This window comes from Ruminococcus bovis, assembly GCF_005601135.1.
Taxonomy (GTDB): Bacteria; Bacillota; Clostridia; order Oscillospirales; family Acutalibacteraceae; genus Ruminococcoides; species Ruminococcoides bovis.
In genome coordinates this window covers 1,719,977-1,744,818 of the sequence record NZ_CP039381.1, presented here as the reverse complement: position 1 = coordinate 1,744,818, position 24,842 = coordinate 1,719,977, and the positions used below count along the sequence as shown (strand labels likewise).

24 protein-coding genes and 1 pseudogene are annotated in these 24,842 nt (G+C 32.9%); 11 read left to right on the top strand and 14 right to left on the bottom strand.

The features are described from left to right. Positions 1-313: 313 nt before the first annotated feature. Positions 314-544 carry a hypothetical protein gene (locus tag E5Z56_RS08185; RefSeq protein ID WP_138157369.1) on the bottom strand — a complete coding sequence of 77 codons (231 nt, stop codon included), beginning with the start codon at positions 542-544 and terminating at the stop codon, positions 314-316. Positions 545-614: 70 nt separating this feature from the next. After that, positions 615-1,091, bottom strand: a complete 477-nt coding sequence (ispF, locus tag E5Z56_RS08180; protein WP_022505597.1) for a 2-C-methyl-D-erythritol 2,4-cyclodiphosphate synthase — start codon at positions 1,089-1,091, stop codon at positions 615-617. A 260-nt stretch (positions 1,092-1,351) separates the two neighbouring features. On the opposite strand from ispF, the pseudogene E5Z56_RS08175 reads away from it, so the two are divergent. Further along, a pseudogene (locus tag E5Z56_RS08175) lies at positions 1,352-2,526 on the top strand (IS110 family RNA-guided transposase). Positions 2,527-2,665: 139 nt separating this feature from the next. Here E5Z56_RS08175 and ispD read toward each other — a convergent pair. The 5 genes from ispD to E5Z56_RS08150 form a co-directional block, all read right to left on the bottom strand. Continuing rightward, positions 2,666-3,415 carry a 2-C-methyl-D-erythritol 4-phosphate cytidylyltransferase gene (ispD, locus tag E5Z56_RS08170; protein WP_138157368.1) on the bottom strand — a complete coding sequence of 250 codons (750 nt, stop codon included), beginning with the start codon at positions 3,413-3,415 and terminating at the stop codon, positions 2,666-2,668. A 9-nt stretch (positions 3,416-3,424) separates the two neighbouring features. Beyond that, positions 3,425-3,946 carry a hypothetical protein gene (locus E5Z56_RS08165; protein ID WP_138157367.1) on the bottom strand — a complete coding sequence of 174 codons (522 nt, stop codon included), beginning with the start codon at positions 3,944-3,946 and terminating at the stop codon, positions 3,425-3,427. A gap of 94 nt (positions 3,947-4,040) precedes the next feature. Next, positions 4,041-4,613, bottom strand: coding sequence for a dipicolinate synthase subunit B (locus E5Z56_RS08160; RefSeq protein ID WP_138157366.1), 573 nt, complete (start codon positions 4,611-4,613; stop codon positions 4,041-4,043). Continuing rightward, positions 4,610-5,461, bottom strand: coding sequence for a dipicolinate synthase subunit DpsA (gene dpsA, locus E5Z56_RS08155; RefSeq protein ID WP_138157365.1), 852 nt, complete (start codon positions 5,459-5,461; stop codon positions 4,610-4,612). Before dpsA ends, E5Z56_RS08160 begins: the two co-directional genes overlap by 4 nt. A 113-nt stretch (positions 5,462-5,574) precedes the next feature. Then, positions 5,575-5,757 carry a DUF1540 domain-containing protein gene (locus tag E5Z56_RS08150; protein WP_022505602.1) on the bottom strand — a complete coding sequence of 61 codons (183 nt, stop codon included), beginning with the start codon at positions 5,755-5,757 and terminating at the stop codon, positions 5,575-5,577. A gap of 117 nt (positions 5,758-5,874) precedes the next feature. Here E5Z56_RS08150 and E5Z56_RS08145 point away from each other — a divergent pair, with 117 nt between their 5' ends. Genes E5Z56_RS08145 through mreB form a run of 4 tightly spaced genes read left to right on the top strand, consistent with a single transcriptional unit; the run spans position 5,875 to position 10,118 of the window. Then, positions 5,875-6,207, top strand: a complete 333-nt coding sequence (locus E5Z56_RS08145; protein WP_138157364.1) for a hypothetical protein — start codon at positions 5,875-5,877, stop codon at positions 6,205-6,207. A gap of 30 nt (positions 6,208-6,237) precedes the next feature. Next, positions 6,238-8,448: an SF1B family DNA helicase RecD2 gene (gene recD2, locus E5Z56_RS08140; RefSeq protein ID WP_138157363.1), complete on the top strand. Its 2,211-nt coding sequence runs from the start codon at positions 6,238-6,240 to the stop codon at positions 8,446-8,448. After that, complete coding sequence (locus tag E5Z56_RS08135) at positions 8,445-9,083, top strand: ComF family protein (RefSeq protein WP_138157362.1); 639 nt, start codon at positions 8,445-8,447, stop codon at positions 9,081-9,083. The genes recD2 and E5Z56_RS08135 overlap by 4 nt, the downstream gene beginning before the upstream one ends. 15 nt (positions 9,084-9,098) lie before the next feature. Next, positions 9,099-10,118, top strand: a complete 1,020-nt coding sequence (gene mreB / locus E5Z56_RS08130; RefSeq protein WP_138157361.1) for a rod shape-determining protein — start codon at positions 9,099-9,101, stop codon at positions 10,116-10,118. Between the two features lie 961 nt (positions 10,119-11,079). Here the strand turns inward: mreB and E5Z56_RS08125 are convergent. Beyond that, the gene (locus tag E5Z56_RS08125; RefSeq protein WP_207668581.1) at positions 11,080-12,468 is read right to left on the bottom strand and encodes a glycine--tRNA ligase; all 1,389 of its coding nucleotides are present in this window, start codon (positions 12,466-12,468) and stop codon (positions 11,080-11,082) included. A gap of 181 nt (positions 12,469-12,649) precedes the next feature. Here E5Z56_RS08125 and E5Z56_RS08120 point away from each other — a divergent pair, with 181 nt between their 5' ends. Together E5Z56_RS08120 and E5Z56_RS08115 are read left to right on the top strand one after the other, a co-directional pair. Beyond that, positions 12,650-13,300 carry an HAD family hydrolase gene (locus E5Z56_RS08120; protein WP_138157360.1) on the top strand — a complete coding sequence of 217 codons (651 nt, stop codon included), beginning with the start codon at positions 12,650-12,652 and terminating at the stop codon, positions 13,298-13,300. Further along, on the top strand, positions 13,297-13,905 hold the full coding sequence (locus E5Z56_RS08115; RefSeq protein WP_138157359.1) for an epoxyqueuosine reductase QueH: 609 nt from the start codon (positions 13,297-13,299) through the stop codon (positions 13,903-13,905). The genes E5Z56_RS08120 and E5Z56_RS08115 overlap by 4 nt, the downstream gene beginning before the upstream one ends. Positions 13,906-14,035: 130 nt before the next feature. On the opposite strand, the gene E5Z56_RS08110 is transcribed toward E5Z56_RS08115, so the two are convergent. Further along, positions 14,036-14,227, bottom strand: a complete 192-nt coding sequence (locus tag E5Z56_RS08110) for a YlcI/YnfO family protein (RefSeq protein WP_138157358.1) — start codon at positions 14,225-14,227, stop codon at positions 14,036-14,038. Between the two features lie 171 nt (positions 14,228-14,398). On the opposite strand from E5Z56_RS08110, the gene E5Z56_RS08105 reads away from it, so the two are divergent. From E5Z56_RS08105 to E5Z56_RS08090, 4 genes are all read left to right on the top strand, one after another. Continuing rightward, a complete protein-coding gene (locus E5Z56_RS08105; protein ID WP_138157357.1) occupies positions 14,399-14,794 on the top strand; it encodes an SHOCT domain-containing protein in 396 nt (131 codons plus the stop codon). Between the two features lie 10 nt (positions 14,795-14,804). Next, positions 14,805-15,575 (top strand): SHOCT domain-containing protein, encoded by a 771-nt coding sequence (locus tag E5Z56_RS08100; RefSeq protein ID WP_138157356.1) that lies wholly within the window; start codon positions 14,805-14,807, stop codon positions 15,573-15,575. 229 nt (positions 15,576-15,804) lie between these two features. Continuing rightward, positions 15,805-16,920, top strand: coding sequence for a hypothetical protein (locus tag E5Z56_RS08095; RefSeq protein WP_138157355.1), 1,116 nt, complete (start codon positions 15,805-15,807; stop codon positions 16,918-16,920). 55 nt (positions 16,921-16,975) lie between these two features. Further along, positions 16,976-17,731: an exodeoxyribonuclease III gene (locus E5Z56_RS08090; protein ID WP_138157354.1), complete on the top strand. Its 756-nt coding sequence runs from the start codon at positions 16,976-16,978 to the stop codon at positions 17,729-17,731. Positions 17,732-17,840: 109 nt separating this feature from the next. On the opposite strand, the gene E5Z56_RS08085 is transcribed toward E5Z56_RS08090, so the two are convergent. From E5Z56_RS08085 to cytX, 5 genes are all read right to left on the bottom strand, one after another. Further along, the gene (locus E5Z56_RS08085; RefSeq protein ID WP_138157353.1) at positions 17,841-18,590 is read right to left on the bottom strand and encodes a phosphotransferase; all 750 of its coding nucleotides are present in this window, start codon (positions 18,588-18,590) and stop codon (positions 17,841-17,843) included. A 403-nt stretch (positions 18,591-18,993) separates the two neighbouring features. Beyond that, positions 18,994-20,106: a 5-methyltetrahydropteroyltriglutamate--homocysteine S-methyltransferase gene (locus E5Z56_RS08080; RefSeq protein WP_138157352.1), complete on the bottom strand. Its 1,113-nt coding sequence runs from the start codon at positions 20,104-20,106 to the stop codon at positions 18,994-18,996. Between the two features lie 121 nt (positions 20,107-20,227). Further along, a complete protein-coding gene (locus tag E5Z56_RS08075; protein ID WP_138157351.1) occupies positions 20,228-21,133 on the bottom strand; it encodes a LysR family transcriptional regulator in 906 nt (301 codons plus the stop codon). A 15-nt stretch (positions 21,134-21,148) separates the two neighbouring features. Next, a complete protein-coding gene (locus E5Z56_RS08070) occupies positions 21,149-23,113 on the bottom strand; it encodes a fructose-1,6-bisphosphatase (RefSeq protein WP_138157350.1) in 1,965 nt (654 codons plus the stop codon). Positions 23,114-23,662: 549 nt separating this feature from the next. Further along, a complete protein-coding gene (gene cytX, locus E5Z56_RS08065; RefSeq protein WP_138157349.1) occupies positions 23,663-24,841 on the bottom strand; it encodes a putative hydroxymethylpyrimidine transporter CytX in 1,179 nt (392 codons plus the stop codon). Position 24,842: the final 1 nt, after the last annotated feature.

The window sequence follows — 24,842 nt, the reverse complement described above, 5'->3', positions numbered from 1 at the left end:
AGGGAAGCTACAAAGTCATTACAATTTCTTGATTGTGTACAAGCTTGTAAATTTGTACATATTATGTTTGGCTACCTCAGACGAGGGAGCTGTCGATTGTAAATTGACGGTACGGCAATTTACCTTTTATAAATCGACTGAAGGAGGGATAAAACTATAAATTAGATGAATTAATCGGCTACTATCTAATTAACTTATATTACATAAACAACTCTACAAACCCTAATTTATCAAACTAATCTTTATCCATAGACAAAATTGAAAAAACTAATTTATCTAACTAATCTTTACCCACAATTAAAACTAAAAAACATTAATAAAAATCATCTTCATCCCGTAAATCTGTTGGGAGAAACTGATACATTTCGTCATAATTTTCGTATTCATCTTGGTTAACTACTTCTGATGGAATAAGACCTGTACAATCATATGATGAGCAAGTACTAAACTCCATATCCATATCAGGTTCTTCTATATTTGAAATATTAAATCTTTTACTGGATTTTCTATTATTAGGTTCTTTATTATTTTTATTTCTTAACATAAAAAATCACCTCACACTTATTATGTGCAAGGTGATTTGAATTATAAATTTTAATTTAATTTTCAAAAAATTAATTCTTTTCGTTAATTAGGCAAACACTATGAGCAGAGATACCCTCTTTTCTGCCGGTAAAGCCTAGGTGTTCTTCTGTTGTAGCCTTTACACTGACTCTATCAACATCAATATTACAAGCCTTTGCAATATTTTCTCTCATAGTAAGAATATAGTCTTTCATCTTAGGAGCTTGAGCAATAATTGTTGAGTCTATGTTTTCAATATAATAACCATTTTGGTCAAGTAACTTTACAACTTCTTTAAGTAGCATTAAGCTATCAGCACCTTTATACTTAGGGTCGGTATCAGGAAAATGTTTACCAATATCACCTAAAGCACAAGCACCTAAAAGTGCATCGGAAATTGCGTGTAAAAGCACATCTGCATCACTATGACCAAGTAGTCCCATAGTATGAGGAATCTTTACCCCACCAATTATTAAATCTCTATTTTCTACTAATTTATGAACATCATAACCATGACCTATTCTCATATTATTCTCTACCTCGTATAATAAAGTAGTAGTATTTATAGACCCTCTCCAAGGTCTGTGTGCTATAATGATAGAGATACTGTGGATTGTTTACAATCTCCTACCACTTGATGGTTTTTGAAAGGCTACAACCACAGTCTCTTTGTATATTTGTTAATTAGTTAGATACCGCATGACGGTTTATTTAGAACGAGGTTACAATCGCAAGGAGTACCAGTGGTCTAAACAGTATCAAAATACACTCACAAGGAGTTTTCATTATGATTTATATTGGAATTGATGTTGCTAAAGATAAACACGACTGTTTTATTACCAATTCAGATGGTGAAGTCTTATTTAAATCTTTTACTATCTCTAACAATCGTGAAGGCTTTGAAACCTTATTTCAGAAAGTACAATCCATTTCAGATGATTTAACAAAAGTAAAAGTAGGACTTGAAGCCACCGGACACTATAGTTACAATCTTCTGGGATTCCTTCTTGATAAAGGTTTGCCGACCTACATTATCAATCCATTACATACAAATCTATACAGAAAAAGTTTAAGTCTTAGAAAGACGAAAACAGATAAAGTTGATGCCCGTACAATTGCTTCTATGATTATGTCTGATGTAAACTTAAAGTCCTACTCAGATACATCATACCACAATGAGGAGCTAAAGTCACTAACTAGATACCGTTTTGATAAAGTAAAAGAAAGAGCAAAATTAAAATCTTCTATTTCTAGACTTGTATGTATCCTTTTTCCTGAATTAGAAAAACTCGTTCCTACACTTCATATGGCTTCAGTTTATGCCTTATTATCTGAATTTCCATCTGCTAATGCTATTGCATCTTCACACCTTACCAGACTTACCAATTTGCTATCTGAAAATTCACATGGACGATATGGTAAAGATACAGCCAATCTAATTCGTAATGCTGCCAGAAATTCTATTGGTTCACATATGCCGCAAAATCCTTAGAACTAAAACACACTATTAAGCTTATCAAAGAATTAACTACTGAAATTAATGAAATTGAAACAGAAATCAAATCTATTATGGATAAAATTGATTCTCCAATACTTACAATCCCAGGTATCGGTTATAATACAGGAGCTATGATTATCGCTGAAATTGGAGATTTCAATCGCTTTGATTCAGCTGATAAAATACTTGCATATGCAGGTATGTCACCTTCTACCTACCAATCCGGTCAATTAGAGAACTGCCATTCTCATATGGAAAAGCGTGGTTCAAGGTACTTACGATACGCTCTGTACAATGCAACAAAATATGTTTGTTACTGGGATGAATCTTTCGGTGTATATCTTGGTAAGAAACGCTCAGAAGGCAAACATTACAATGTTGCATTATCCCATGCAACAAAGAAACTTGTTCGCTTAATTTTTGCAATGGAGAAATCTAAACAACCATACCAACCAACAGTTTAATTCTTTTCATAAATATCTTATTTTTGAGCACCATTTATGATGCTCTTTTTGTCATACAATTTTTTATAATTCCAATATGATCTAAAGAATTTTTTTGATTAATTCAAAATATCTTCATTATAGCCTTGACTTTTAATAGTTAGTCTTTCAAAATACTTTCTGCCAAAATAATATCGTCTTGAGTTGTTAACTTTATGTTTGTATATAAACCATCAACAACAGTTACCTTTTCTCCAAAGTATTCAAAAAGTTTGCAATCATCCGTAAAGTCAACTGCATCATTTTTTGCATTTTCAAGGAACTTTATGTATTTATCTTTGTCAAAAACTTGTGGTGTTTGAATTGCTCTTAATGTACTTCTGTCAGGTGTATCCTTAATAGTTTCATCATCATTTACAACCTTAATTGTATCCTTAACTTTAACACCTAAAGCTGATGCACCTGTAAGTAGTGCTGACAAAATTACCTTTTCAATTTCATTTGTTGTGATTAAGCATCTTGCACCGTCATGAATAGCAATATGAGTTGCCTTTTCACTTGTTGCATCAATGCCATTCTTTACACTTAATGAACGAGTTTCTCCACCATTTACAATGGCTACTACTTTTGTAAAACCATACTTTGCAACAATATTTTGAAAATCTGCTTTATCACATTCTCTGCATACAATAACAACTTCTTTAACTGACAAAGAATTTTCAAAGGCTAAAAGGGTATAATATACTGCCGGATTGCCTAGTAAATCAATAAACTGCTTTGATTTATTAAGTCCCATTCTTGTGCTGTTACCTGCACAAACAATTACTGCTGAAACGTAAGGTTCTTTCTTATTCATTTTTTCTTTTTCATATGGATTAAAATGTTTGTTTAGAACTTTAGTTAATCTCATTTTTTCCTCTTACTTATAGAACAATGTTTTGATAAAATCAATTAGCCAGTCTGCTCCCCAAATAAATAGGCAGAAAACTAAAATAAGTAATAATGCAGAAACAATCCTTACAAGTGTTCTTTTCTTAGGAGTCATTTCTTCAAATTCTTCAATGTCTTTATCATACTGTTCTTTTTTATTTTCAATATCTTCTTTAGTCTTTTCGTCAATGGTATCTTCATCAACTACACCGATGCCTATGCAAATGTCAAGTGCCTTGTCATATGCTTGATAAGGTACTGTAATAATAACATCAGAAAGGTCACCACCGGTAATAGCCTCAGCAGAAACTTTGCTCTTTACTCTCTGTTCACCGGATGGGATACCTGCATCTTCCAAAGCAGCATGAACCCTCATTCTATCCACACCTGAAACTGTACAAACACCTACAGGTGTGTTCTTGTTTTCAATTGGTTTTAGTGACTTTTTACAGTCAGGACAAGAAGCTATTGACTCATCATATATTTTCTTACATTTTGGACAAATCTTCATACTATCATTCCTTATTTCAGATAGTCACATTCTATCATATAGTGTAGTAAAAAACAAGTAGCCCCATATACATGAGGCTACAAAATTTATTAATCTATATAAACACAGGCTGATATTGTTTATTCTCGTAAGCTAATGTTATACATTCCGGAATAAGGGTAAAATCACTTACCAAGGAATTAGGCTTTTTCACACAATCATCCTGTGACATTGGAACAAAATATACATTTTTGGTATTTAGGAGTTTTCCTATATTCATTGCAGATGCACCAAGACCATCATTAGTAGCTATTGCAAGTAGTACAGGTCGCTGAATTCTCAGGTGACTTTTTACTGCCATAGTAACAGGTGTGTCGGTTATAGCGTTGGCAATTTTCCCAAGGGTATTGCCGGTACAAGGAGCTACTACAAGAACATCACACATTTTCTTTGGTCCAACCGGCTCTGCATCTTCTATTGTCCTAATAACTTTCTTATTTGTCAGGTTTTCTACTTCCGTTACAAATGTCTGTGCAGTTCCAAATCTTGTGTCTTTAGTACTTGCATTTGTGGACATAATGGGAATAACATCATACCCCATCTCCACTAATTTTTTTAGCTGTGCTATTGATTTACTCAAGGTACAAAAGGAAGCCGACAGAGCATATCCGACGGCAAGCTTTTTCACCCGTCATCCTCCTTGAGTATGCTCAAAATTGTGCTTTCAATAATTTCTCCGGCTGACTTCGGTGCTACCTTTCCCGGTAAAGACAAGGCATGAATTGTTTTTATCCCAAGCTCTTTAGCTTTTTCAAAGTCCACCCCACCCGGGGAAGAAGCTAAATCTATAATTAACGCACCGGACTTTATTCTCTTTAACTTTTCTTCATCAAAAATCATAGCAGGTACAGTATTAAATATCAGGTCAAATTTTTCTAATTCAGAAAAATAACCTGTCTTTACACCCTGAAAACTATTGAGCTTTATCCACGCAAGGTCACTGCTCTTTCTGGCAGAAACAGTGACCTCAGAACCCATCCCACGAAGCATCTCCGAAAGTACCTTGCCAATTCTACCATAGCCACAAACAAGTGACTTGCTACCGTTTATGGTAAAGTCACTGCTGTTTATTGCTTTTTCTATTGCACCCTCTGCTGTAGGTACTGCATTTTTCACAGAAAACTCTTCTCTATCACTATATGACAAGGTTTCCTTTTCCATACCTGAAAATTCAGAAAGAAATTTTTCTCTCTTGCCTGTAAAGACTTTTTTACCCTTTAATTTATCTTCATAACCACTTAGGTCAACAGTCTTTTCAGCATAAGGAGACTTTACCTCTTTTCCCTTTTCAAAAGGAATAATAGGAAGAACAAGCACATCACTGTCTAAAGCAGAAGCTACTTCACAACTCATATTTGATAGTTTTTCAAAGCCACATAGCTTTACTTCATAACCATCATTCTTTAGTGCCTTAGCTAGGTAGTAATTTCTTTTATCTCCACCGAGAATACCAAAAGTCAGTTTATCACTTTTCATAAAAAGCACCTTTTATCTTATTATCTTAACTATTTATTTTTCGTCTTATACTTTATTATATGTAAGCGACACTAAGATGTGTCGCCATAAAATAATTTAATGAGCAAAAGTTATTAGCAACTGCACTTTGACTTTGCTACAAAACTTTCGCAGTCAACACATTTACTTTCACTTGGATGTGGTTCATGTGTACCGATATTTACTGTGTCAAGTGCACAATAGTTTTCTGACATATTGTGGTTTTCACAAGAAGTAACGGTACAACGGATTGAATGGTTCTTATTTGTCTTGTCCATATTTATCACCTCAAAATATTTTGCACAACTCTTTGTGCCTAATTATTATGGATTAAAATTTAATAAATTATACAGACAAAATTAAATTATCAACATATTATGTAGTGAGGTGGTTATATGGTATTTCTATATACATTACTTTTTATATTTGCTATTGTTGGTTTTACGGAAATTATCAGCTACTTAATCTTTAGAATTATGAGTGTAAAAAATGAATGTTCCACTATGCTGATTACACCTATTAACAGTAATTCAAATTATGAATTTATCATTAGAAGTGCAATAGAAAAAGCAAAATGGATGGGTAGCTTTAGACCACAGAAAATTATTATTGTTACTGAAAATTTATCTAAAGAAAAAATTAATGACATTAAGTCCCTGACCTATGGTTATGACTTTATAAAAATTATTGACAAAAAGTGTCTTTCTAATGAAGTTAACACATTGTAAATATACACCTAGAGTGGTATAATAAAAGTTATGGATAATAATGAAATTTTACAAATTACAGGGACAATTGAAGATATTATTTACAGAAACAATGACAACGGTTACAGTGTAGTTGATGTAGATGTTAAGAAAGAATTAATCACCGCTACAGGAGTAATGCCTACTGTTGAAGTTGGTATGGAGGTTAGGCTATACGGTCGGTATAAAAGCCATCCAAGTTACGGTTTACAGTTTTGTGTAGAAACTTTTGAACCTACTATTCCAACAACCTCTAACGGTATTTTGCGTTATCTTTCATCCGGTGCAATCAAAGGTGTGGGTTCATCTACTGCAACAATGCTTGTAAAAGAATTTGGAGAAAAAACCCTTGAAGTACTGGAAAATGAACCTGAGAGAGTTGCTTTGTTAAAAGGTATTTCAGAAAAGAAAGCCAATGATATTTCCAAACAACTAAAGGAAAGTATCGGCATAAGGGAGCTTATGCTATACCTTAGTGAATTCCAAATTTCTGCAAATACTGCTGTAAGAATTTACAAATATTTTGGCAACAGAAGTCTTGAATATATTAGGGATAATCCATATACATTATGTGACAATGGACTTAGAGTCAGCTTTGAAATGGCTGATATGATAGCAAAAAAGCAAGACAGACCTATTGATGACAAAAACAGAGTGAGAGCAGGTATTGCCCATGTACTAAACCACAACAAGCAAAACGGTCACACTTGTTTACCGGAAGAAAGGCTAATTGCCACTACTACAAACTTCTTACAAGTGGATACGGACCTTGTGAAAGACGCACTTAATAATATGATTTTTGATGCATCACTTATGCGTGAAAATTTTGATGATAAGGATTTTATTTTCTTACCTGAAATGCACAGAGCAGAAACTTTCATTGCAAACAGAATAAAGCTAATGCAAAGTTTCCCTGCTGCTAAGTTTTCAAATACAGATACTCTTATTGAAAAGATACAACAAGAGGGCAACATTCAGTATGCAGAAAAGCAGATTGAGGCTATTAAGTCAGCTATGGAAAAAGGCTTTCTTATTCTTACAGGTGGTCCCGGTACAGGTAAAACAACAACGCTAAATGCCATTATTAAGATACTTGAAAAGAATGGACAAACTGTACTGCTAACTGCACCTACAGGCAGAGCATCACAGAGAATGGGTGAAGTTACCGGTAAAGAGGCAAAGACAATTCACAGACTACTTGAAGTTGCCTATGATAAGGATGATAAGCCGGTATTTAAGAAAAACGAAAAGAACCTACTAAAATGTGATGCACTTATTGTTGATGAAGTTTCTATGGTGGATAGTCAGCTATTTGCAAGTTTAATAGAGGCTTTGCCATTTGCCACAAGACTTATCCTTGTAGGTGACAGCAATCAGCTACCATCAGTTGGTCCGGGTAATGTTCTTGGTAACTTAATTGAATGTGAAAGATTGCCGTTTGTAGAATTAACAGAAATTTTCAGACAATCACTAAAAAGTCTTATTGTTACTAATGCTCACAAAATTGTTGAGGGTGAACTGCCTGATATTTCAAAACACAACAATGACTTTTTCTTCTTGCCAACTAAAAATGGCACAGAGGCAACTAACCTTGTAATTGACTTATTTACAAGACGACTTGTAAAAAGCTACAACTACTCCCCTACTGAGGATATACAAATCTTGTGTCCCGGTAGAAAAGGTGCTTTAGGTGCAACTGACTTAAATGAAAGACTACAGAATGCACTTAACCCACCGGCTAAAGACAAACAAGAAATTAAGTTTGGCAGAAAGATTCTTCGTATTGGTGACAAGGTTATGCAGTACAAAAACAACTATGACATAATGTACACTAAAGATGATGGAGAAACTTCTACCGGTATTTTTAACGGTGATATTGGCACAATAATTGAAATTAACAAAAAACAACAGTACATTAAAATTCGATTTGATGACAAAGTTGCCACCTATGACTATGACTCAGCACAGGATGTTGAATTAAGCTATGCAACAACTATACATAAAAGTCAGGGTAATGAATTTGAGGCAGTTATTATTCCTTTGTTCCACACACCACCACAGTTATGTTACAGAAACTTACTTTACACAGGTGTTACAAGGGCAAAGAAATTGCTTATTATTGTTGGGGACAGCAACATTATTGCAAATATGACCCACAGTAACAAGAAGAATAAACGATATACAGGACTAAAATATTTTTTACAACAAGATAGTGCTATATGAGTATTGCAGATAAAATCAAAAACTTTTTCTTTCCAAACAGATGTCCTTTCTGTAACAAAGTTATTGAAGAAAAGGAAATTGTATGTAAAGATTGCATCAGCAAATTCCCTATAAATTATTTTGATGGTTTTGCTATTGGTGGATTTAGGTGTATTTCACCATTTTACTATGAAGGTGATTTTAGGAAAGGTATGCTGAACTTTAAATTTAATGATAAGAAATACTTTGGTAAGTCTATGGGAATTTTAATGGTTGATACTATTAAGAAAAGTTATGGTGACTTACACTTTGACATTATTACTGCAGTACCTTTACATAATAAAAGGCTGAAAGAGAGAGGTTACAATCAATCGGAAATTTTGGCCAGAACAATTGCCGAAGAACTTAACATTCCCTACACAGAAACACTGTTTAAACACAAAAACAACAAAGTGCAACACACCTTAAAAGGCAAAGACAGAATGAACAATGTTAAGAATGCATACAAGGTAATTGACAAAAGTCTAATAAAAGACAAAAATATACTTATTGTTGATGATATAATTACAACAGGTTGTACCATTGGTGAATGTGCAAAAACACTTTTCAAGGGTGGATGCAACACAGTATGTTGTTGTACACTATGCAAAGCATAAATTTAGGAGAATATAATGAATATTGCTATAGATATTGGCACTTGCAATACTCAAGTTGCTACAAAAAATAAAGGTGTTATAATCTCTGAACCATCAGTTATTACATATGACACCTATACAAATTCAATAATAGCAGTTGGTGATATGGCATACAAAACTATCGGAAAAACTCCTGAGAGAGTAAAGGCTACCTTTCCTATGGTTGACGGTGCAGTATCTGCATCAGAACTTATGGAAAATATGATAAGAATTTTCATAGAAAAAGGTTGCAGAAAAAGAATTTCTATGCCTAAAATTATAACTGCTGTTCCGGGTGGAATAACCGAGGTTGAAAAAAGAGCAATAGTAAATGCTATCAGCAGTTATGGTGTACGGTCTGTGTATTTAATTGAAACACCTAAAGCATCAGCAATAGGTGCAGGTCTTGACATACTTTCAGGTGAAGGTAAATTGGTTGCTGACTTAGGTGGTGGTACTGCTGACATTGCAGTACTTTCATTAGGTGGAGTCAGTTCCGGTATCTCCATCAAAAAAGCCGGTAATGAAATGGACAAGAATATTATTAAATATATGAAAAATCATTACAACCTTTCAATCGGTCAACAAATGGCTGAACAATGCAAGAAAGAAATCGGTGCAGTTAAATTTGTTGATGCTGACAAAACCTTTATTATGAAAGGCAGAGATATGGTAAGTGGCTTACCTAAGGCAATTGAAGTTAGGAAAAGTCAGTTAATACCTATCTATCAAAGAACTATGCTGGAAATTATCAGAGGTATTGTTGATGTACTGGAAAACACACCTCCGGAATTAAACGGTGATATTCTTAAAAGTGGCATTGTATTTACCGGTGGACTTAGCAAAATTGAGGGCTTAAAAGAGCTTGTTAAGGACTACATAAGAAACCTAAAAATCACCATTGCCAGTGAGCCTGAACTTTGTACAATCAAAGGCATTGTAAAAGCCTCTCAGTATATAAATAAGGTTGATAATAATAAAGGTCACGAGATTAACCCTTTACTTGCAGTTTATTAAAATTTTTATTAAAGATTTAATTATAAAATTTACATTATAAAAATTATGCCATAAAGAATAATATATTGAAAAATTGCTTTATGAAATTTGCAGTATATTACTTCCATTAAAAATTACATTATGTTAAAAGGTCGGTAATAAAATACCGACCTTTCTTTTTTGTTAACTGTATTCCATTATTTTTTATCTTTGTTTTTGCCAACGGGTTATCTTAACCCTTCCCTATAAATTAGGGTTTTTCAATTTTGTCTGTGGGTTAAGGTAAATATGTTTTTTAGTTTTTATTGTGGTTTAAGAAAAGTTTTTTCATTTAACATAAAGGAAATTTTACAAAAATATCATACCTTATACCATCGTTAAAGTGTGGCTAACAGGTGTAGGGTCTTTCAACAAAAGTTTTTTACAAAAAACTTTTGCATAAGTTCACATTAGCAAATCAAACTTCGCCTATGGCTCGTTTTCTTTGATGTTCACTTAATTGATGTCCCGTTACAAACTAGCCTTTATATAGGTACTTTGCCCTATATGGTAAGTTATAATTTTTAGTTTCTACATAGGACTAAGTTACATAAAACATTTTACTATTAAACGGGCGAACGATGTTCGCCCCTACGACTGTGAGCCAAAATTTTGTTATAATTCACACCCACAAACCCAAATTTATAAAACTAATTTATCTTTACACACAAACGAAAATTAAAGCCCTAATTTATATTGAAAACAACTACAAAAGCAAAAAAGGGAATGGTACTAGCCATCCCCTTAAATTTATGTTTATTGATTGATGAACAAATAAATATATCGCTCAGCAATATATCACTTGGTAAATGCATCACTAAATAAATTCACTATAAAGTAATTCATCACTAAGTAAATTCATTTCAAATAAAATTCATTACTAAGTACATTTACTGAATAGATTTAACACTCAACAAATCGCAACAAAAAAAGTTATTAAAAATTACTTTTCAAACTGAATTCTCTCTTCGATATATGGTACAAGTTCTTCAACTTTTAGTTCGATTTGTTCCATAGTATCTCTGTCACGAAGAGTAACAATGTTTTCTTCAACTGTCTTTTCATCAACGCTAATCTGCCATGGTGTACCGATAGCATCAGCTCTTCTGTATCTCTTACCGATTGAGCCTGATTCATCATAGCTTGTCATAAAGTGCTTTTTGCACATTGCAAGAATTTCTTTAGCTTTTTCACTATGGAATTTCTTTTTAATAGGACAGATGTTTAGTTTAATTGGTGCAAGTGCAGGAGAAATCTTTAGAAGTTCTCTTGTGTCACCATTTTCAAGTTCTTCAATAGTATATGCTTCAAATAAAACTGCAAGAGTAATTCTGTCAAGACCATATGTTGATTCAATAATGTATGGTGTGAACTTTTCACCTGTTGTCTGGTCACAGTATTCCTGCTTCTTACCACTGAATTCAGCATGTCTTGATAGGTCAAAGTCAGTTCTGTTGTGAGTACCGTTGATTTCACCCCAACCAAATGGGAATAGATATTCAATATCACAAGCTGCCTTTGCATAGTGAGCAAGTTTTTCATGGTCGTGGTGACGAAGTTTTTCTTTTGGAAGACCTAGCATATTGAAGAATTCAATACCATAGTTCTTGAAGTATTCATAAATATCTTCATCATCACCATGTTTACAGAATGTCTGGAATTCCATCTGCTCAAATTCAATTGTTCTGAATGTAAAGTTACCCGGTGTAATTTCGTTTCTGAAAGCCTTACCAATCTGACCGATTGAGAAAGGTAGCTTTGTTCTTGTTGTTCTTAGTACATTTAGGAAGTTTACATATTCACCCTGTGCATTTTCAGGTCTTAGATAAACAGTGTTAGCAGAGTCATTTGTAACACCTCTCTGAGTAGCGAACATTAGGTTAAACTGACGAATATCAGTAAAGTTAGACTTACCACAATTTGGACAAGGAACATTATGTTCCTTAATGTAGTTCATCATTTCTTCCTGAGTCATACCATCAGCATGAGCATTTTCGTCAAAATCATCAATTAGGTTATCTGCTCTGTGACGAGTCTTACATTCTTTACAGTCAACAAGTGGGTCAGAGAAACTCTGAACATGACCACTTGCTTCCCATACTCTAGGGTTCATAAGAATGTCAGCATCAACTTCATATGCGTTATCTCTCTTCTGAATGAAGAAATATCTCCAAGCATCTTTGATAGTATTCTTTAGTCTTGAACCTAATGGACCGTAGTCCCATGTGTTTGCAAGACCACCGTAAATTTCACTACCCTGAAAAATAAAGCCGTAGTTATTACAGTAATCTACCAAATCTTTCATTTCAATCTTTTTAGCTTTGTTATCCATTTTGTGCCTCCATATTATAGTTAAAGACTTACCCTTTAATACTACTATTTAACTAGAATTATGTCAAGATTTTTAGAAGTATATTAGTTACAAATTTCTTATTTTTCTTTGTAAAACTCTTTTGACATATAAATAATGTGGTGTATAATGTAAGTAGAATAATATATAGAAGGTGGATATTATGTATAAACTAGTTGTTTTTGATTTAGACGGAACTTTAGCAAATACACTTGAGGACCTTGCAAATGCTACTAACTACGGACTTGAAAAGGCAGGACTAAAGACTTATCCTGTTGAAGATTACAAGCAGTTGGTAGGTAGTGGTGTTGTAAACCTAGTAAAGAGAGCAATGTCACCTGAAACTGATGAAAAGATTTTTGACATTGTAAAGGGTGGCTTTGACTATTATTACAATGCTCATTCAATAGACAAAACTGCACCATATGAAGGTACAGAAAAGTTACTCAATGACCTTGAAGAAAAGGGCATTAAGACAGCTGTACTTTCTAACAAACCTGATGAATTTGTTGCAAAAATTTTGGCAAAGATTTTCCCTAATCATAAATTTGCTTTTGCTTGGGGTAAAAAGCCTGAATTTGACATTAAACCTAGTCCTGATGCACTTTATGCAATGTTAAAAGAACTTAATATTAAAAAAGAAGAATGTATCTATGTTGGTGACAGTAATGTTGACTGTTATACTGCACAGAATGCCGGTGTAAAGTGTTGTGGTGTTAGCTGGGGCTTTAGAGGCAGAAAAGAGCTTGAAGAAGCCGGTGCTGATGTTGTTATTGACAATGCAGATGAATTTTTGGAGAAGTTTTCACTATGAAAATAAATTATCAGAAAAAGTTGGATAGGCTTATTGCCTATCATCAAAGTAAGGGTGAAGTGCCTACCCTACTTTTACATTCTTGTTGTGCACCTTGCAGTAGCTATTGCATAGAATATCTATCAAACTACTTTAAGATTACTGTACTGTACTTTAACCCTAATATTGGTGAAAAGTCAGAATACTTAAAAAGAAGAGATGAACAGAAAAAGTTAATCTCTAAAATGAAAACTAAGTATGAAGTAAAGTTTATTGATGGTGACTACAACCCTCAGGACTTTTATGATGCAGTACAAGGTTTTGAAAACGAACCTGAAAGAGGCAAAAGATGTGCAATCTGTTTTGCACTTAGACTTAATTACACAGGTAAAGTTGCTGAGCAAATCGGTGCTGATTATTTTGCTACTACATTAACTTTAAGTCCATTAAAGAATGCTCATTTAATAAACGAAATAGGCAAAAATATTAAATGTAAATCACAGTACCTATGTACTGACTTTAAGAAAAAAGAAGGCTACAAAAGAAGTATTGAACTTTCAAAAGAGTTTGAACTTTATAGGCAAAATTATTGTGGTTGTATTTTTTCAAAGAGAAATCGAAAGTAAATTTATAGCACTTACTGAAAATGTAAGTGCTATTTTAATATAATCTGAAATTATAATTCCTTAAAAGAAAAACTACTCTCAAATAATAACGAGAGTAGTTTTAGCTATATATAAGGAAATTCTATGTAATTTATGCCTGATTATTTTCCTCATCATCTTCTTTTAAATTTTCAAGTGCAACTTTTACTGCTTCAACAACAAATGCAGAAAAGGTACAATCTGTACCGATAAGTGCTTCTTCAACTTCTTCAATTACATCATTAGGAAATCTAATACTTTTGGTTGTGGTTTGGGGCATTTGTGGAATTTTAAACTTTCTCATATTAAATACACTCTTGTATTACATCTTATAATACTATTGTATGCAATTTGCACAAAAAAGTTGTGCTACATTTTGTATTACATTATGTATTGCAATATGTGTAGTATGGTGATATAATTTAGTCAATGGAGCTTCACAAAATATTATTTTTACAAATAAGAGGTAATTTTTATGCATCTAAATGTTATGAGTTATACGAGTTTTGAAAGTAATGATATAATTGTAATTTATATAATTGCTTCAATTGTTTCATTAATAATAAGTGCATTACTTGCTTTGATACCGGCTAATATAGCTAAGAAAAAGGGTTACAGCTTTGGTGTTTGGTGGCTATATGGTTGGTTCTTGTTTATTGTGGCACTTATCCATGTTCAATTTATTGAGGATAAAAATGCACCTAAAATGCCTTATCCAAATGGTTATATACCTTATGTTCCTGTTGAAACAAAGAGTGAAAGTGAATCGGTTGCTGATGAACTGAGTAAATATAAAAAGCTTTTTGACCAAGGTGTTTTAACTGAGGAAGAATTTAACGCAAAGAAAGAACAACTGCTAAAGTTGATTTAAGGTGATTATTATGAAAGAATTAAATATTAAAAGAGTCTTTTCCATTATTTCTGCAATCTGTTTTCTGGTGTTTGGTATTATGAATTTTATGTCCTTTTATTCTATTATTAATACTTCATATGCAAACCCAACTGACTTATCAAGCACTCTTACATGGAGTTCCCTTTATACTTTTGATTATAAATTTAATCATATAATGGAAATAATTGTTTCAATTACATTTGGAATTTTAGCAATTATGTTATTCACAAATAAGAAAAATAAAATTCTTTTAGCTAGTTCTGGTTTAAATTTAATAGCAAGTCTTATTTTATTAGTGAATGTTATTAAGTTATTTAAATTAGGTCGTATGGATATTATTTTTATTTGTTTGGCATCAATAGTACTATTTGTTGATATTCTTGTTAATGTTATCCCATCACTAAATAAAAATCTTAATATCACAAAAGTACTTACTTTTATTTTGCCTGTTGTGATGTTAATTTCTATTATATTTTATTTGATTAAATTCTTTAGTTCTGATTATGATTCTTATGACATTCCATATCTCGTAAGAGGATTATTATTGTTAATTGGTTTTATATCTGCAGGTTTATGGTTAAGTAATTTTGAGTTTGGTAAAGCTAAAAATACAACAACAACTACTCAATACCAACCTGTGCAAAAGAAAAAAACAAGTGATGCTGATAAACTACTTACATATAAAAAATTGCTAGATAATGGTTCAATTACTCAGGAAGAGTTTGAACAAAAGAAAAGTGAAGTTATAAACAACAAATAACTCCTATCATACCCAATATTTTTCCTTTAGCCCGGATTAATTCCGGGCTTTTCTATTAGGTTATAAATGCACTTACTACACTAAATAAAAAGGCTATAACATACTTAACAAGTAATAATTAACAACAATTTTACAAATAAAGCAAGTATATATGTTTATTTGTCTTGCTAATGAACAATACTTTTGTTATAATGATATTGTATATTTTGATGAAAGGGGATATTTACTTATGGACAAAAACGAGTATTGTCACATTCAAAATATAATATCCCAATATCTATCAAAAGATACAAGGGTTATGGATTTAAGGTGTGGTTATGACTACTTTTCTAAATGGATTAAGGAGAATAACTTAGGAAAAATTGTTCCTCTATCCCCTAAAGATTTGGAGCATATTGACCACGAAAATCCATTTGTTGCTTACAACAACTTTATAAACGACAGTAGGAAAATTCCTACAAAGAATAAAGCTGATGTTGTTCTGCTACTTGGTCCACTATACACAATGGAAAGTGGCAAAAAGAGAACTCACATTCTTTCTGAAATTAAAAGGCTTGTTGCTACTGATGGAAAGGTTATCACCTTGAGCAAATGTAGCAACAAAAAAAGTTGCAGTGAAGAATTTTTACTAAACAATGCCGGTTTTACTGTTGATGAAGTGGCTGAAATTCCTTTAAAGAATAATACAACCACTATAAAGGACTATGAAAAATACTACCTAACTGTTGCAACTCCTAAACCGGTTATTACTGAATATGATGTACCACCGGAAGTTTATGTTCGTATTCCGGAAAAAACTGCTATTCAGCACAATATTAAAATCAAAGATATTGCACAAATTGAAAGTGATGTTAATTCTCATAAAGAAAATAGTTTTCTTAAAAAGCACAATATTTTTTCTTTTAGAGAAATTAAAAGAAGTGTAGAGCCGATTTTACAGATTGGCAATATTAATAGAAGTATTGACAGTACATTGCAACCTAAGTGGTATTTTTCTAATTTAGAAAAATACACTTGTGGTGTAAAGATTAAGCTACCTATTCTTTCTAAGGAAATTTCTCAAAATATTAATCAAGTTGAAGAAACTAAATCTAATGATACTACAGAGGAACTGCCACCTAAGGAAGAAAAGAAAGAAACTAAGGAAATCAAAAAGCCACATATCATCAAGATTTTCCCTAGCATTGACAAAAATCTTGTTGTTCGAAGTGACAAAAACAAGGTGCAACTTCCTAGTGTATCAGCCAGTATTGATAGGTCTTTACAGATTAAAATTAAAAAGGTTAATCCTCTCTTTGACAAACCAAAAAGCAAAAAGAAAGGTACTAATAACTTAATAAAATAAAAAACTTTGGTTTTTACTTGCCAAAGTTTTTTCTATATAGAAAGGAATGATTGTTATGAAAATGGTTTCATGGAATGTTAATGGACTAAGAGCCTGTGTTACTAAAGGCTTTGTTGATATTTTTAATGAGCTTGATGCAGATATTTTCTGCTTACAAGAAACAAAATTACAAGAAGGACAGATTGATTTACCACTTGATGGGTACTATCAATACTGGAATTATGCTGAGAAAAAGGGTTACTCAGGCACTGCAATTTTCACAAAAAAAGAACCATTAGCAGTTACTAATGGCATAGGAATTGATGAGCATAACACTGAGGGCAGAGTAATCACTCTTGAATATGAGGACTTTTTCTTTGTTACTTGCTATACTCCTAACTCACAAAACGAGTTAAAGAGACTTGATTATCGAATGAAATGGGAAGATGATTTTAGAGAATATTTACTGAGTCTTAACGAGAAAAAGCCTGTTATTCTCTGTGGCGACCTTAATGTTGCTCACAATGAAATTGACCTAAAGAACCCTAAGACAAACAGAAAAAATGCCGGTTTCTCTAATGAAGAAAGAGAGAAAATGACCACATTGCTTAATTCAGGTTTTACCGATTCTTTCCGTTACTTATATCCTGATAAGGAAGGAATTTACAGTTGGTGGAGTTATCGTTTTAATGCCAGAAAGAACAATGCAGGATGGCGTATTGACTACTTTATCACATCAGACTCTATCAAAGACAAAATAATTGATAGCAAAATTCACACAGACATTATGGGTAGTGACCATTGTCCTGTTGAACTTGATATTGATTTATAATTCTATTATAGAAATTACATATAATTGCAGCATAAAGGGACTACCAATGGTAGTCCCTTTACTTAGGTTAGATTTTATAAAAAGGAAATAGATTATTAACTATTATTAATTATTCGTAAGAAGCAACATCTGCCCAAGATAGAAGTAACTCTCTCTCCTCAGGGTTGCCCTTAACTGACTGAGATGCTGCAACAACAGGCATCCATTCTTGTACCAGCTGAATTGGAATATCAGCTTTCTTGCTAAATAGCTTTAGATACTTCTTAGCTAGTTCTTCGTTACCGGCTAAAGTAAAGATTAGGTAAGTTCTTGCTGCATCAGCAGATGCATTACCCTGAGTTGCGTGTGACCAGTCAAGTACATATGGAACACCATCAGGTGTAATGATAATGTTACTTGGGTTAAAATCACCATGGCAAACCTTGTGATGACGCTTCATACCGGAAACTCTGGCTTGAAGTTCAAATCTTGTTGTTGCATCAAGAGTAGTTTCATCAATCTTTCTGGACATTTTGTCCCATAGCTTAGTTAGTAGAGGAGCTTTCTTGCCAAGAACTTCAAGTTGAATATCAACAAACTGATTTAGATATTCATCTTCCTTGTCAGGGTTTTCTTCCATTAACTGAGCAAGTGTCTTGCCCTCAATAAAGTCAGTTACGATTGCCCACTTACCGTCAATCTTTGTAACTTCGTGAATCTTTGGTATGTTAAGACCGGTTTCTTCTACACGAGCCTGATTAAGAGCTTCATTCAGAATATCTGATTTTTTATAACTTTCATCAAAAACTTTGATACACTTGTCGCCGTCTTTGTAAATAACTTTGTCTTTTCTTTCAGCTAAAACTTTCTCAAATTTCATAAAATTCATCCTTTCAAATTTGATTTTAACACCTAAAGCTCTTTTGCTTTGGTTATATTATACAGCTTTATTTTTTGTGCGTATAGTGTAATAATAACAGAAGATTAAAAAATATTTTTGTATAATAACACAACGGAAATTTAAAGTTTGTTTAGGTTTGTACAAAAGATATATATTATAATTATGCAAAGTCAACAAATATTATTCTTTAGAAGAATACAGTTTTTGATAATATTTTAACAATACTTTGTGCATATTGACGAAGTTTTAACAATCTTGTGAAAGTATTAACATTCTTTTTACTTTTATTAATAGGTAAAATCACAATTTATGTATAATTATTCTTTATATATACAAAAAGGTTCAGCACACAGTACTGAACCTTAATTTATTTAAATTTAGATTAGCCCCAAACTTCTTCTGCAATTTCCTTAACAAGAGCAATCTTTGCCCACTGTTCTTCTTCAGTAAGTTTGTTACCGATTTCACATGATGCAAAACCACACTGTGGACTTAGGTATAATCTGTCAAGTGGAACATACTTTGATGCTTCCTTAATTCTGTCAATTACTACCTTCTTGTCCTCCAACTTAGGTGACTTAGAAGTAATAAGACCAAGAACAACTTTCTTGTCACCTGAAACATACTTTAATGGTTCAAATGAACCTGAGCGTTCATCATCAAATTCAAGATAATAAGCAGAAACATTTTCTCTGCCGAATAGTGGTTCTGCTACAGGGTCATAAGCACCACTGCTAAAGTAAGCTGAGTGGTAGTTGCCTCTACAAACATGAGTTGCAATAACCATATCTTCAGGCTTACCTTCAATAGCAAGGTTGTTTACTTTTAGTAGCTTTTCGCTGATTTCTTTAAAGTCAGCACCTTCACCGTAACGAGCAACACTGCCCTCTGCTACTAACACACCCCATGTACAGTCATCAAACTGAACATTTCTACAACCGGCATCATATAGGTCTTTAATAACCTTTCTATAGCCCTTTGCAATATCTTCAATTAGTTCTTCATCTGTTGGATAGAACTTTCTTGTTGTTTCAATATTTGCCGGAATAATCATCTGCTGAAAGAACTGTGCCGGTGCAGGGATAGTCTGTTTTGCAACAGTATTTTCATCTTCTAAAGCCTTAACAAATTTATAGTGTTCTACGAATGGGTGGTTGTCTACTGTGATTTTGTCACTTAGCCATGTATCGTCAATTAGTGCCGGTTCACCATGGAACTGAACGCCCTTTTCGGTTTTCTTGTGTTCAACACCATTGAAGCCCCACATAAAGTCTAAGTGCCAAGTTGCTCTACGGAATTCACCGTCTGTGATAACCTTTAGACCGGCTTTTTTCTGCTTTTCTACTAGGTCGATAATAGCCTTATCTTCTACTGCTTTTAGTTCATCAGCAGTAATTTTGCCTTGTTCAAAATCTGCTCTTGCTTCTTTTAATTTTGCAGGTCTTAGGAAACTACCTACAACATCATATCTAAAAGGAATATGTAAATTACTCATTTAAGTTACCTCGCATTTCATTTTATGTTTCAATTATACAAGGTAAAATAATTGTTGTAAAATACATAAAAATAACGGTTAGCTATAGCTTTAAACTATAACTAACCGTTATTTCATATCTTTATTCTACATTAATATATTTACTTAGTGAATTAATATAATACTGAGCCATTTCACTTTGGATAATATCATTATGAGTTAAGATACCTACACGCATAACGCCCTCTTTATCAAGAGGAATACTGACAATATTTTCACCGTTTAATGAACTGTCAATAACACCACTACAAACTGTATAACCGTTAAGACCGATTAATAGATTAAACAAAGTTGCTCTATCGGTTACTCTAATATTCTTTAGTCGTTCTTCTGTGCTGAAAATTTCTTCAGAATAGTAGAAAGAATTATGCTCACCTTGTTCGTATGACAAGTATGGATATGGTGCTAAGTCTTTCATTTTTACTGACTTTTTATTTGCTAACGGGTTACTTGTACTGACAAAAATATGAGGATTAGCAGTAAATAATTCTGTGAACTTTAGGTTATTACTTTTAAAGATTTTTCCTAATGCTTTTTCGTTAAAAGAATTAAGATATACAATTCCCAATTCACTTTTCATCTTGGCAACATCATCAATAACTTCATAAGTTTCTGTTTCTCTTAGGGAAAAATCATACTCATCTTCCCCATACTTTTTGATTAAATCAACAAATGCATTTACTGCAAAGGAATAGTGCTGAGTTGACACACAAAAGCTTTTCTTCTGCTTTACATTGCCCTTAAAAGCACTTTCAAGTAAACTTGCTTGTTCCAGCACTTGACGAGCATAACGCAAGAATTTCTCACCTTCTTGTGAAACAACAGTACCCTTATTTGTTCTATTAAAAATAGAAATATTCATTTCCTTTTCCAGTTCTCTGATAGCATTTGTAAGGCTAGGCTGAGAAACAAAAAGTTCCTTTGATGCTTTGCTGATAGTGCCTTTATCTGCTACTGCTACAACATATTTAAGTTGTTGTAAGGTCATAAAATCTACCTTTCATTAGTTCTTTTGATTTTGGCGAATTGTACCGTCTCTATATGCTTTGATAAGTTCCTTTAGGTCTTTAATATTTTCTCTCAGTCTTTTACCGTTATCGGTATCACCTACAAGAATTCTCTTTTGGCTAACTTCCTTTGCTACCTGATTTGTCTGCATATCTCTGCCACTTCTAATTGTAGCATCTACAGACTTAAAAGGTTCATGGGCAGTTAGCATTAACCCATAGGAATTATAAATTAATGTGTAACCGGCAATACCTGTTACCTTATGATAAGGCTGACTAAACCCACCATCTATCAAAATTACTTTACCGTTACACTTAACAGGACTTTCTCCCTCAGTATGATGAATAGGAACATGACCGTTAATAATATGGGCATTTTCTCCTTTTGCTCCAAATTCGGCAAAAATACTGTCAACCACTTTATCATCATTAATTAGTTTATAATAAACATCTTTCTTTTCTTTATGGGTTGATTCATCTTCAATAAAGTATCTTTCAAATGTGGTCATTTTGTCACGACCATAAAGTGGAGAATCAGGACCATTCCACAAGTACCATAGAATATCCCTACCGGTTCTTCTCTCATCTTCATTTACTGAGAAAAAAGCTTTTCTGGCACAACGCTCAATCTCATCATAAAGAGCCTTACCACACAAATCTTCACCAAAAAGATTTATCTTTCTAAAAGTACCGTCCTCATTCATTGGCACACAACCATGGAAAAGAATGTTATTGTTATAAACTCGATAAAGTCCACCTTTATTAAGTAGTAGCTTAATATGTTTCTTTAGCTTACCACAATTTATAAATGAATTTCTAAGTTTCGCAATAACAGATTGTTCTTCCTTAGTCAGTTCATAAGGATTGTCAAAATTAATAGTAGGGAAATTTTTGTCCAGAATTTCATATTCCTTACCATCTAACAAAACAGTTCCCTTTTTAATATCAATCTTATCCAGTAATCTTCTGTTATCCATCTTGTATTCAGGGTGTTTTGCAATTAGCTGACCCTCAAGTTTAAACTGAATAACAGTAATGGCTTTTTGCATTTTCATTGCAAGTTTTGTTTGGGTAGTCATACCTTGATTGTGTCTAAATCTAATGGCAAACTGCTCACAAGGGTCATCGGCATATTGCTCCATAGCAAAAAGTACAAGAGGCATCATACTGATACCGTAACCATTTTCAAGTACAGATAGGTTATCATACAAAATACTTGTACGAACAATGTTTGCAATACAAGCAGTTTGTCCTGCTGATGCACCCATCCACAATACATCGTGATTACCCCATTGAATATCAAGACTATGGTAGTTAAGCAAACTATCCATTACAAAGTGTGAGCCATAGCCTCTGTCATAAATATCACCGATAATATGTAAATGGTCAATTACAAGTTGCTGAATTAGGTTAGACATTTCAATGATAAATTCATCAGCACAACCGATTTCAATAATTGTATTGATGATTTCGTCATAGTAGGCTTTCTTGTTTAGGACTTCCTTTTTCTCTGTAATAAGTTCCTCAATAACATATCTAAAGTTATCAGGCATAGCCTTTCTAACCTTTGAACGAGTATATTTTGAAGAAACTATCTGACATACAGAAACCAATCTGTATAAAGTTGTACGATACCAACTGTCATCAGCTTTACCTTGTGACTTAACATAATCTAACTTTTCGGATGGGTAATATATTAAAGATGCTAAATCTTCCTTTTGGTCTTCAAATAGAGTATCTCCAAATACATCATCAATCTTCTTCATAACTGCACCTGAACCATTGCGAAGAACATGAGAAAAAGCTCTGTATTCACCGTGAATATCAGACAAAAAATGTTCTGTACCTTTAGGCAAGTTAAGTATAGACTGTAAGTTGATAATTTCTGTTGCTGCACTATCTATTGTAGGATATTGCTTTGACAAACATTGTAGAAATCTTATCTTTTCCATATTGACCATCCTTTCTATATACCTTTATTATATTATCACTTTATTAAATTTTCAATATTAATTATGTAAAATGTGATAGATTTTTGTGTGAAAACAACACTATATCTTAAAATTTCTTTTTGAAATAATCATATAAAAGAAAATCCCCTAGAATTCTAGGGGAAAATTTATTATTTTTCATTTTGATAGTGTCAAAAAATGAATTTACAGTAAGAATATATCACCTAAGGTCATAAGGAACTATGACTCACAGCTGTAGGGGACATCATTGATGTCCCGTTACAAACTATCCTATATAAAAGTATTATGTCCTATGTAGATATTATAAATTTATAATCTGTAAACAGGACAATAATCCCATAAATATCACATTTTTAACGGGCGAACAATTAAGTGAACATCAAAGAAAACGAGCCATAGGCGAAGTTTGATTTGCTAATGTGAACTTATGCAAAAGTTTTTGAATAAAAAACTTTTGTAGTGAAGCCCCTACTTCTGTGAGCCAAAAATTTGTTATAATTCACACTTATAAATCAAAATTCAGAACACTAATTAAAATCAATTTTTCTTCTTTACTGCATTTACAATTAGGTTAACTACTACGCATAGAATTAGGGTGATAAGCATATCCGGTAGAGTATTACCTACAATAATATCAACCTGCATTAGTAGTCTATAAACTACAAAACCAACTACCCATACAAGTAGGTTAACGATAGAAACTTGTTTATTACTTCTATCTTCTTTTAGGATAAAGAAATCGGCAATTTGAATTGCAATCATAGGTGCAAATACTGAACCGATTAAATATAGGAAATCTGTAATATCATCCATTGGGAAAATAATTGCACCAATTGTACCTATAACGGTAACTGCAACTGCCATATACTTACCCTTTAGCTTTGAGAAAATTGACTCTGCTGAAATACCGGCAGAATAAGCATCTAGGAAAGTTGTTGTAACTGTTGAGAAGATAATGATTAGTAGACCTGCAATACCAAGACCTGCTTTAATCATAATCTGGGCAATATCACTTTCACCTGTAAAGATAGCTGCACTCATACCGATTACATACATCCAACAACTGATGATACCGTATGTAATAGCACTTACTGCTGTAGCCTTAACAGGCTTTTCAGCTTCTCTTGTATAGTCAGAGATTAGTGGTAGCCAAGATAGTGGCATTGCAACAGAAAGTTCAACTGCTGCACCAAATGTCATTTCGTCACTGATTGTTGAAGTAAATGTACCGTCATTAAAAATAACAAAGCAAAGAATAATTGTTAGGATAAACAGTGCTGACATAGCAACTGTATTTACCTTACCTAAATTCTTGATGCCAATTAAAATCCATAGCACAATTAATGCACCGATAACTAAGCACCATACCCATCTGCCTGTATTGAAAATACTTGTAGCAGAAATTGCTCCGTCATAAATCATAATAGCTGTCCAACCAACAAGCTGAAGAACATTTAGTACTGAGAAAAGTAAGCCACCCTTTGAGCCAAAGCTCTGCTTAACTGTTTCCATTGAGCTTTTTCTTACTTTACCACCGATTAAACCTGCAAAGAACAACATTAAACATCCAATGATATGTCCGATAATAATTGCCCAAATGCCTTTTTGAAAACCCAGTGGTGCAAAATATGTTCCTGTTAAAATTTCTGCTAATGAAACACCTGCACCAAACCAGATTAACCCATTTTCAAATAAACTTGTACCCTTTTTATTCATC

Bases quoted from the DNA above. Each gene is read 5' to 3' on its own strand.
- E5Z56_RS08125 (WP_207668581.1), bottom strand. From the start codon at position 12,468: ATGGATAACAAAGCTAAAAAGATTGAAATGAAAGATTTGGTAGATTAC.
- mreB (WP_138157361.1), top strand. From the start codon at position 9,099: ATGAATATTGCTATAGATATTGGCACTTGCAATACTCAAGTTGCTACA.
- E5Z56_RS08165 (WP_138157367.1), bottom strand. From the start codon at position 3,946: ATGAAGATTTGTCCAAAATGTAAGAAAATATATGATGAGTCAATAGCT.
- E5Z56_RS08100 (WP_138157356.1), top strand. From the start codon at position 14,805: ATGAAAGAATTAAATATTAAAAGAGTCTTTTCCATTATTTCTGCAATC.
- cytX (WP_138157349.1), bottom strand. From the start codon at position 24,841: ATGAATAAAAAGGGTACAAGTTTATTTGAAAATGGGTTAATCTGGTTT.
- ispF (WP_022505597.1), bottom strand. From the start codon at position 1,091: ATGAGAATAGGTCATGGTTATGATGTTCATAAATTAGTAGAAAATAGA.
- E5Z56_RS08115 (WP_138157359.1), top strand. From the start codon at position 13,297: ATGAAAATAAATTATCAGAAAAAGTTGGATAGGCTTATTGCCTATCAT.
- recD2 (WP_138157363.1), top strand. From the start codon at position 6,238: ATGGATAATAATGAAATTTTACAAATTACAGGGACAATTGAAGATATT.
- E5Z56_RS08085 (WP_138157353.1), bottom strand. From the start codon at position 18,590: ATGAAATTTGAGAAAGTTTTAGCTGAAAGAAAAGACAAAGTTATTTAC.
- ispD (WP_138157368.1), bottom strand. From the start codon at position 3,415: ATGAGATTAACTAAAGTTCTAAACAAACATTTTAATCCATATGAAAAA.
- E5Z56_RS08150 (WP_022505602.1), bottom strand. From the start codon at position 5,757: ATGGACAAGACAAATAAGAACCATTCAATCCGTTGTACCGTTACTTCT.
- E5Z56_RS08095 (WP_138157355.1), top strand. From the start codon at position 15,805: ATGGACAAAAACGAGTATTGTCACATTCAAAATATAATATCCCAATAT.
- E5Z56_RS08120 (WP_138157360.1), top strand. From the start codon at position 12,650: ATGTATAAACTAGTTGTTTTTGATTTAGACGGAACTTTAGCAAATACA.
- dpsA (WP_138157365.1), bottom strand. From the start codon at position 5,461: ATGAAAAGTGATAAACTGACTTTTGGTATTCTCGGTGGAGATAAAAGA.
- E5Z56_RS08145 (WP_138157364.1), top strand. From the start codon at position 5,875: ATGGTATTTCTATATACATTACTTTTTATATTTGCTATTGTTGGTTTT.
- E5Z56_RS08090 (WP_138157354.1), top strand. From the start codon at position 16,976: ATGAAAATGGTTTCATGGAATGTTAATGGACTAAGAGCCTGTGTTACT.
- E5Z56_RS08110 (WP_138157358.1), bottom strand. From the start codon at position 14,227: ATGAGAAAGTTTAAAATTCCACAAATGCCCCAAACCACAACCAAAAGT.
- E5Z56_RS08080 (WP_138157352.1), bottom strand. From the start codon at position 20,106: ATGAGTAATTTACATATTCCTTTTAGATATGATGTTGTAGGTAGTTTC.
- E5Z56_RS08105 (WP_138157357.1), top strand. From the start codon at position 14,399: ATGCATCTAAATGTTATGAGTTATACGAGTTTTGAAAGTAATGATATA.
- E5Z56_RS08185 (WP_138157369.1), bottom strand. From the start codon at position 544: ATGTTAAGAAATAAAAATAATAAAGAACCTAATAATAGAAAATCCAGT.
- E5Z56_RS08135 (WP_138157362.1), top strand. From the start codon at position 8,445: ATGAGTATTGCAGATAAAATCAAAAACTTTTTCTTTCCAAACAGATGT.
- E5Z56_RS08070 (WP_138157350.1), bottom strand. From the start codon at position 23,113: ATGGTCAATATGGAAAAGATAAGATTTCTACAATGTTTGTCAAAGCAA.
- E5Z56_RS08075 (WP_138157351.1), bottom strand. From the start codon at position 21,133: ATGACCTTACAACAACTTAAATATGTTGTAGCAGTAGCAGATAAAGGC.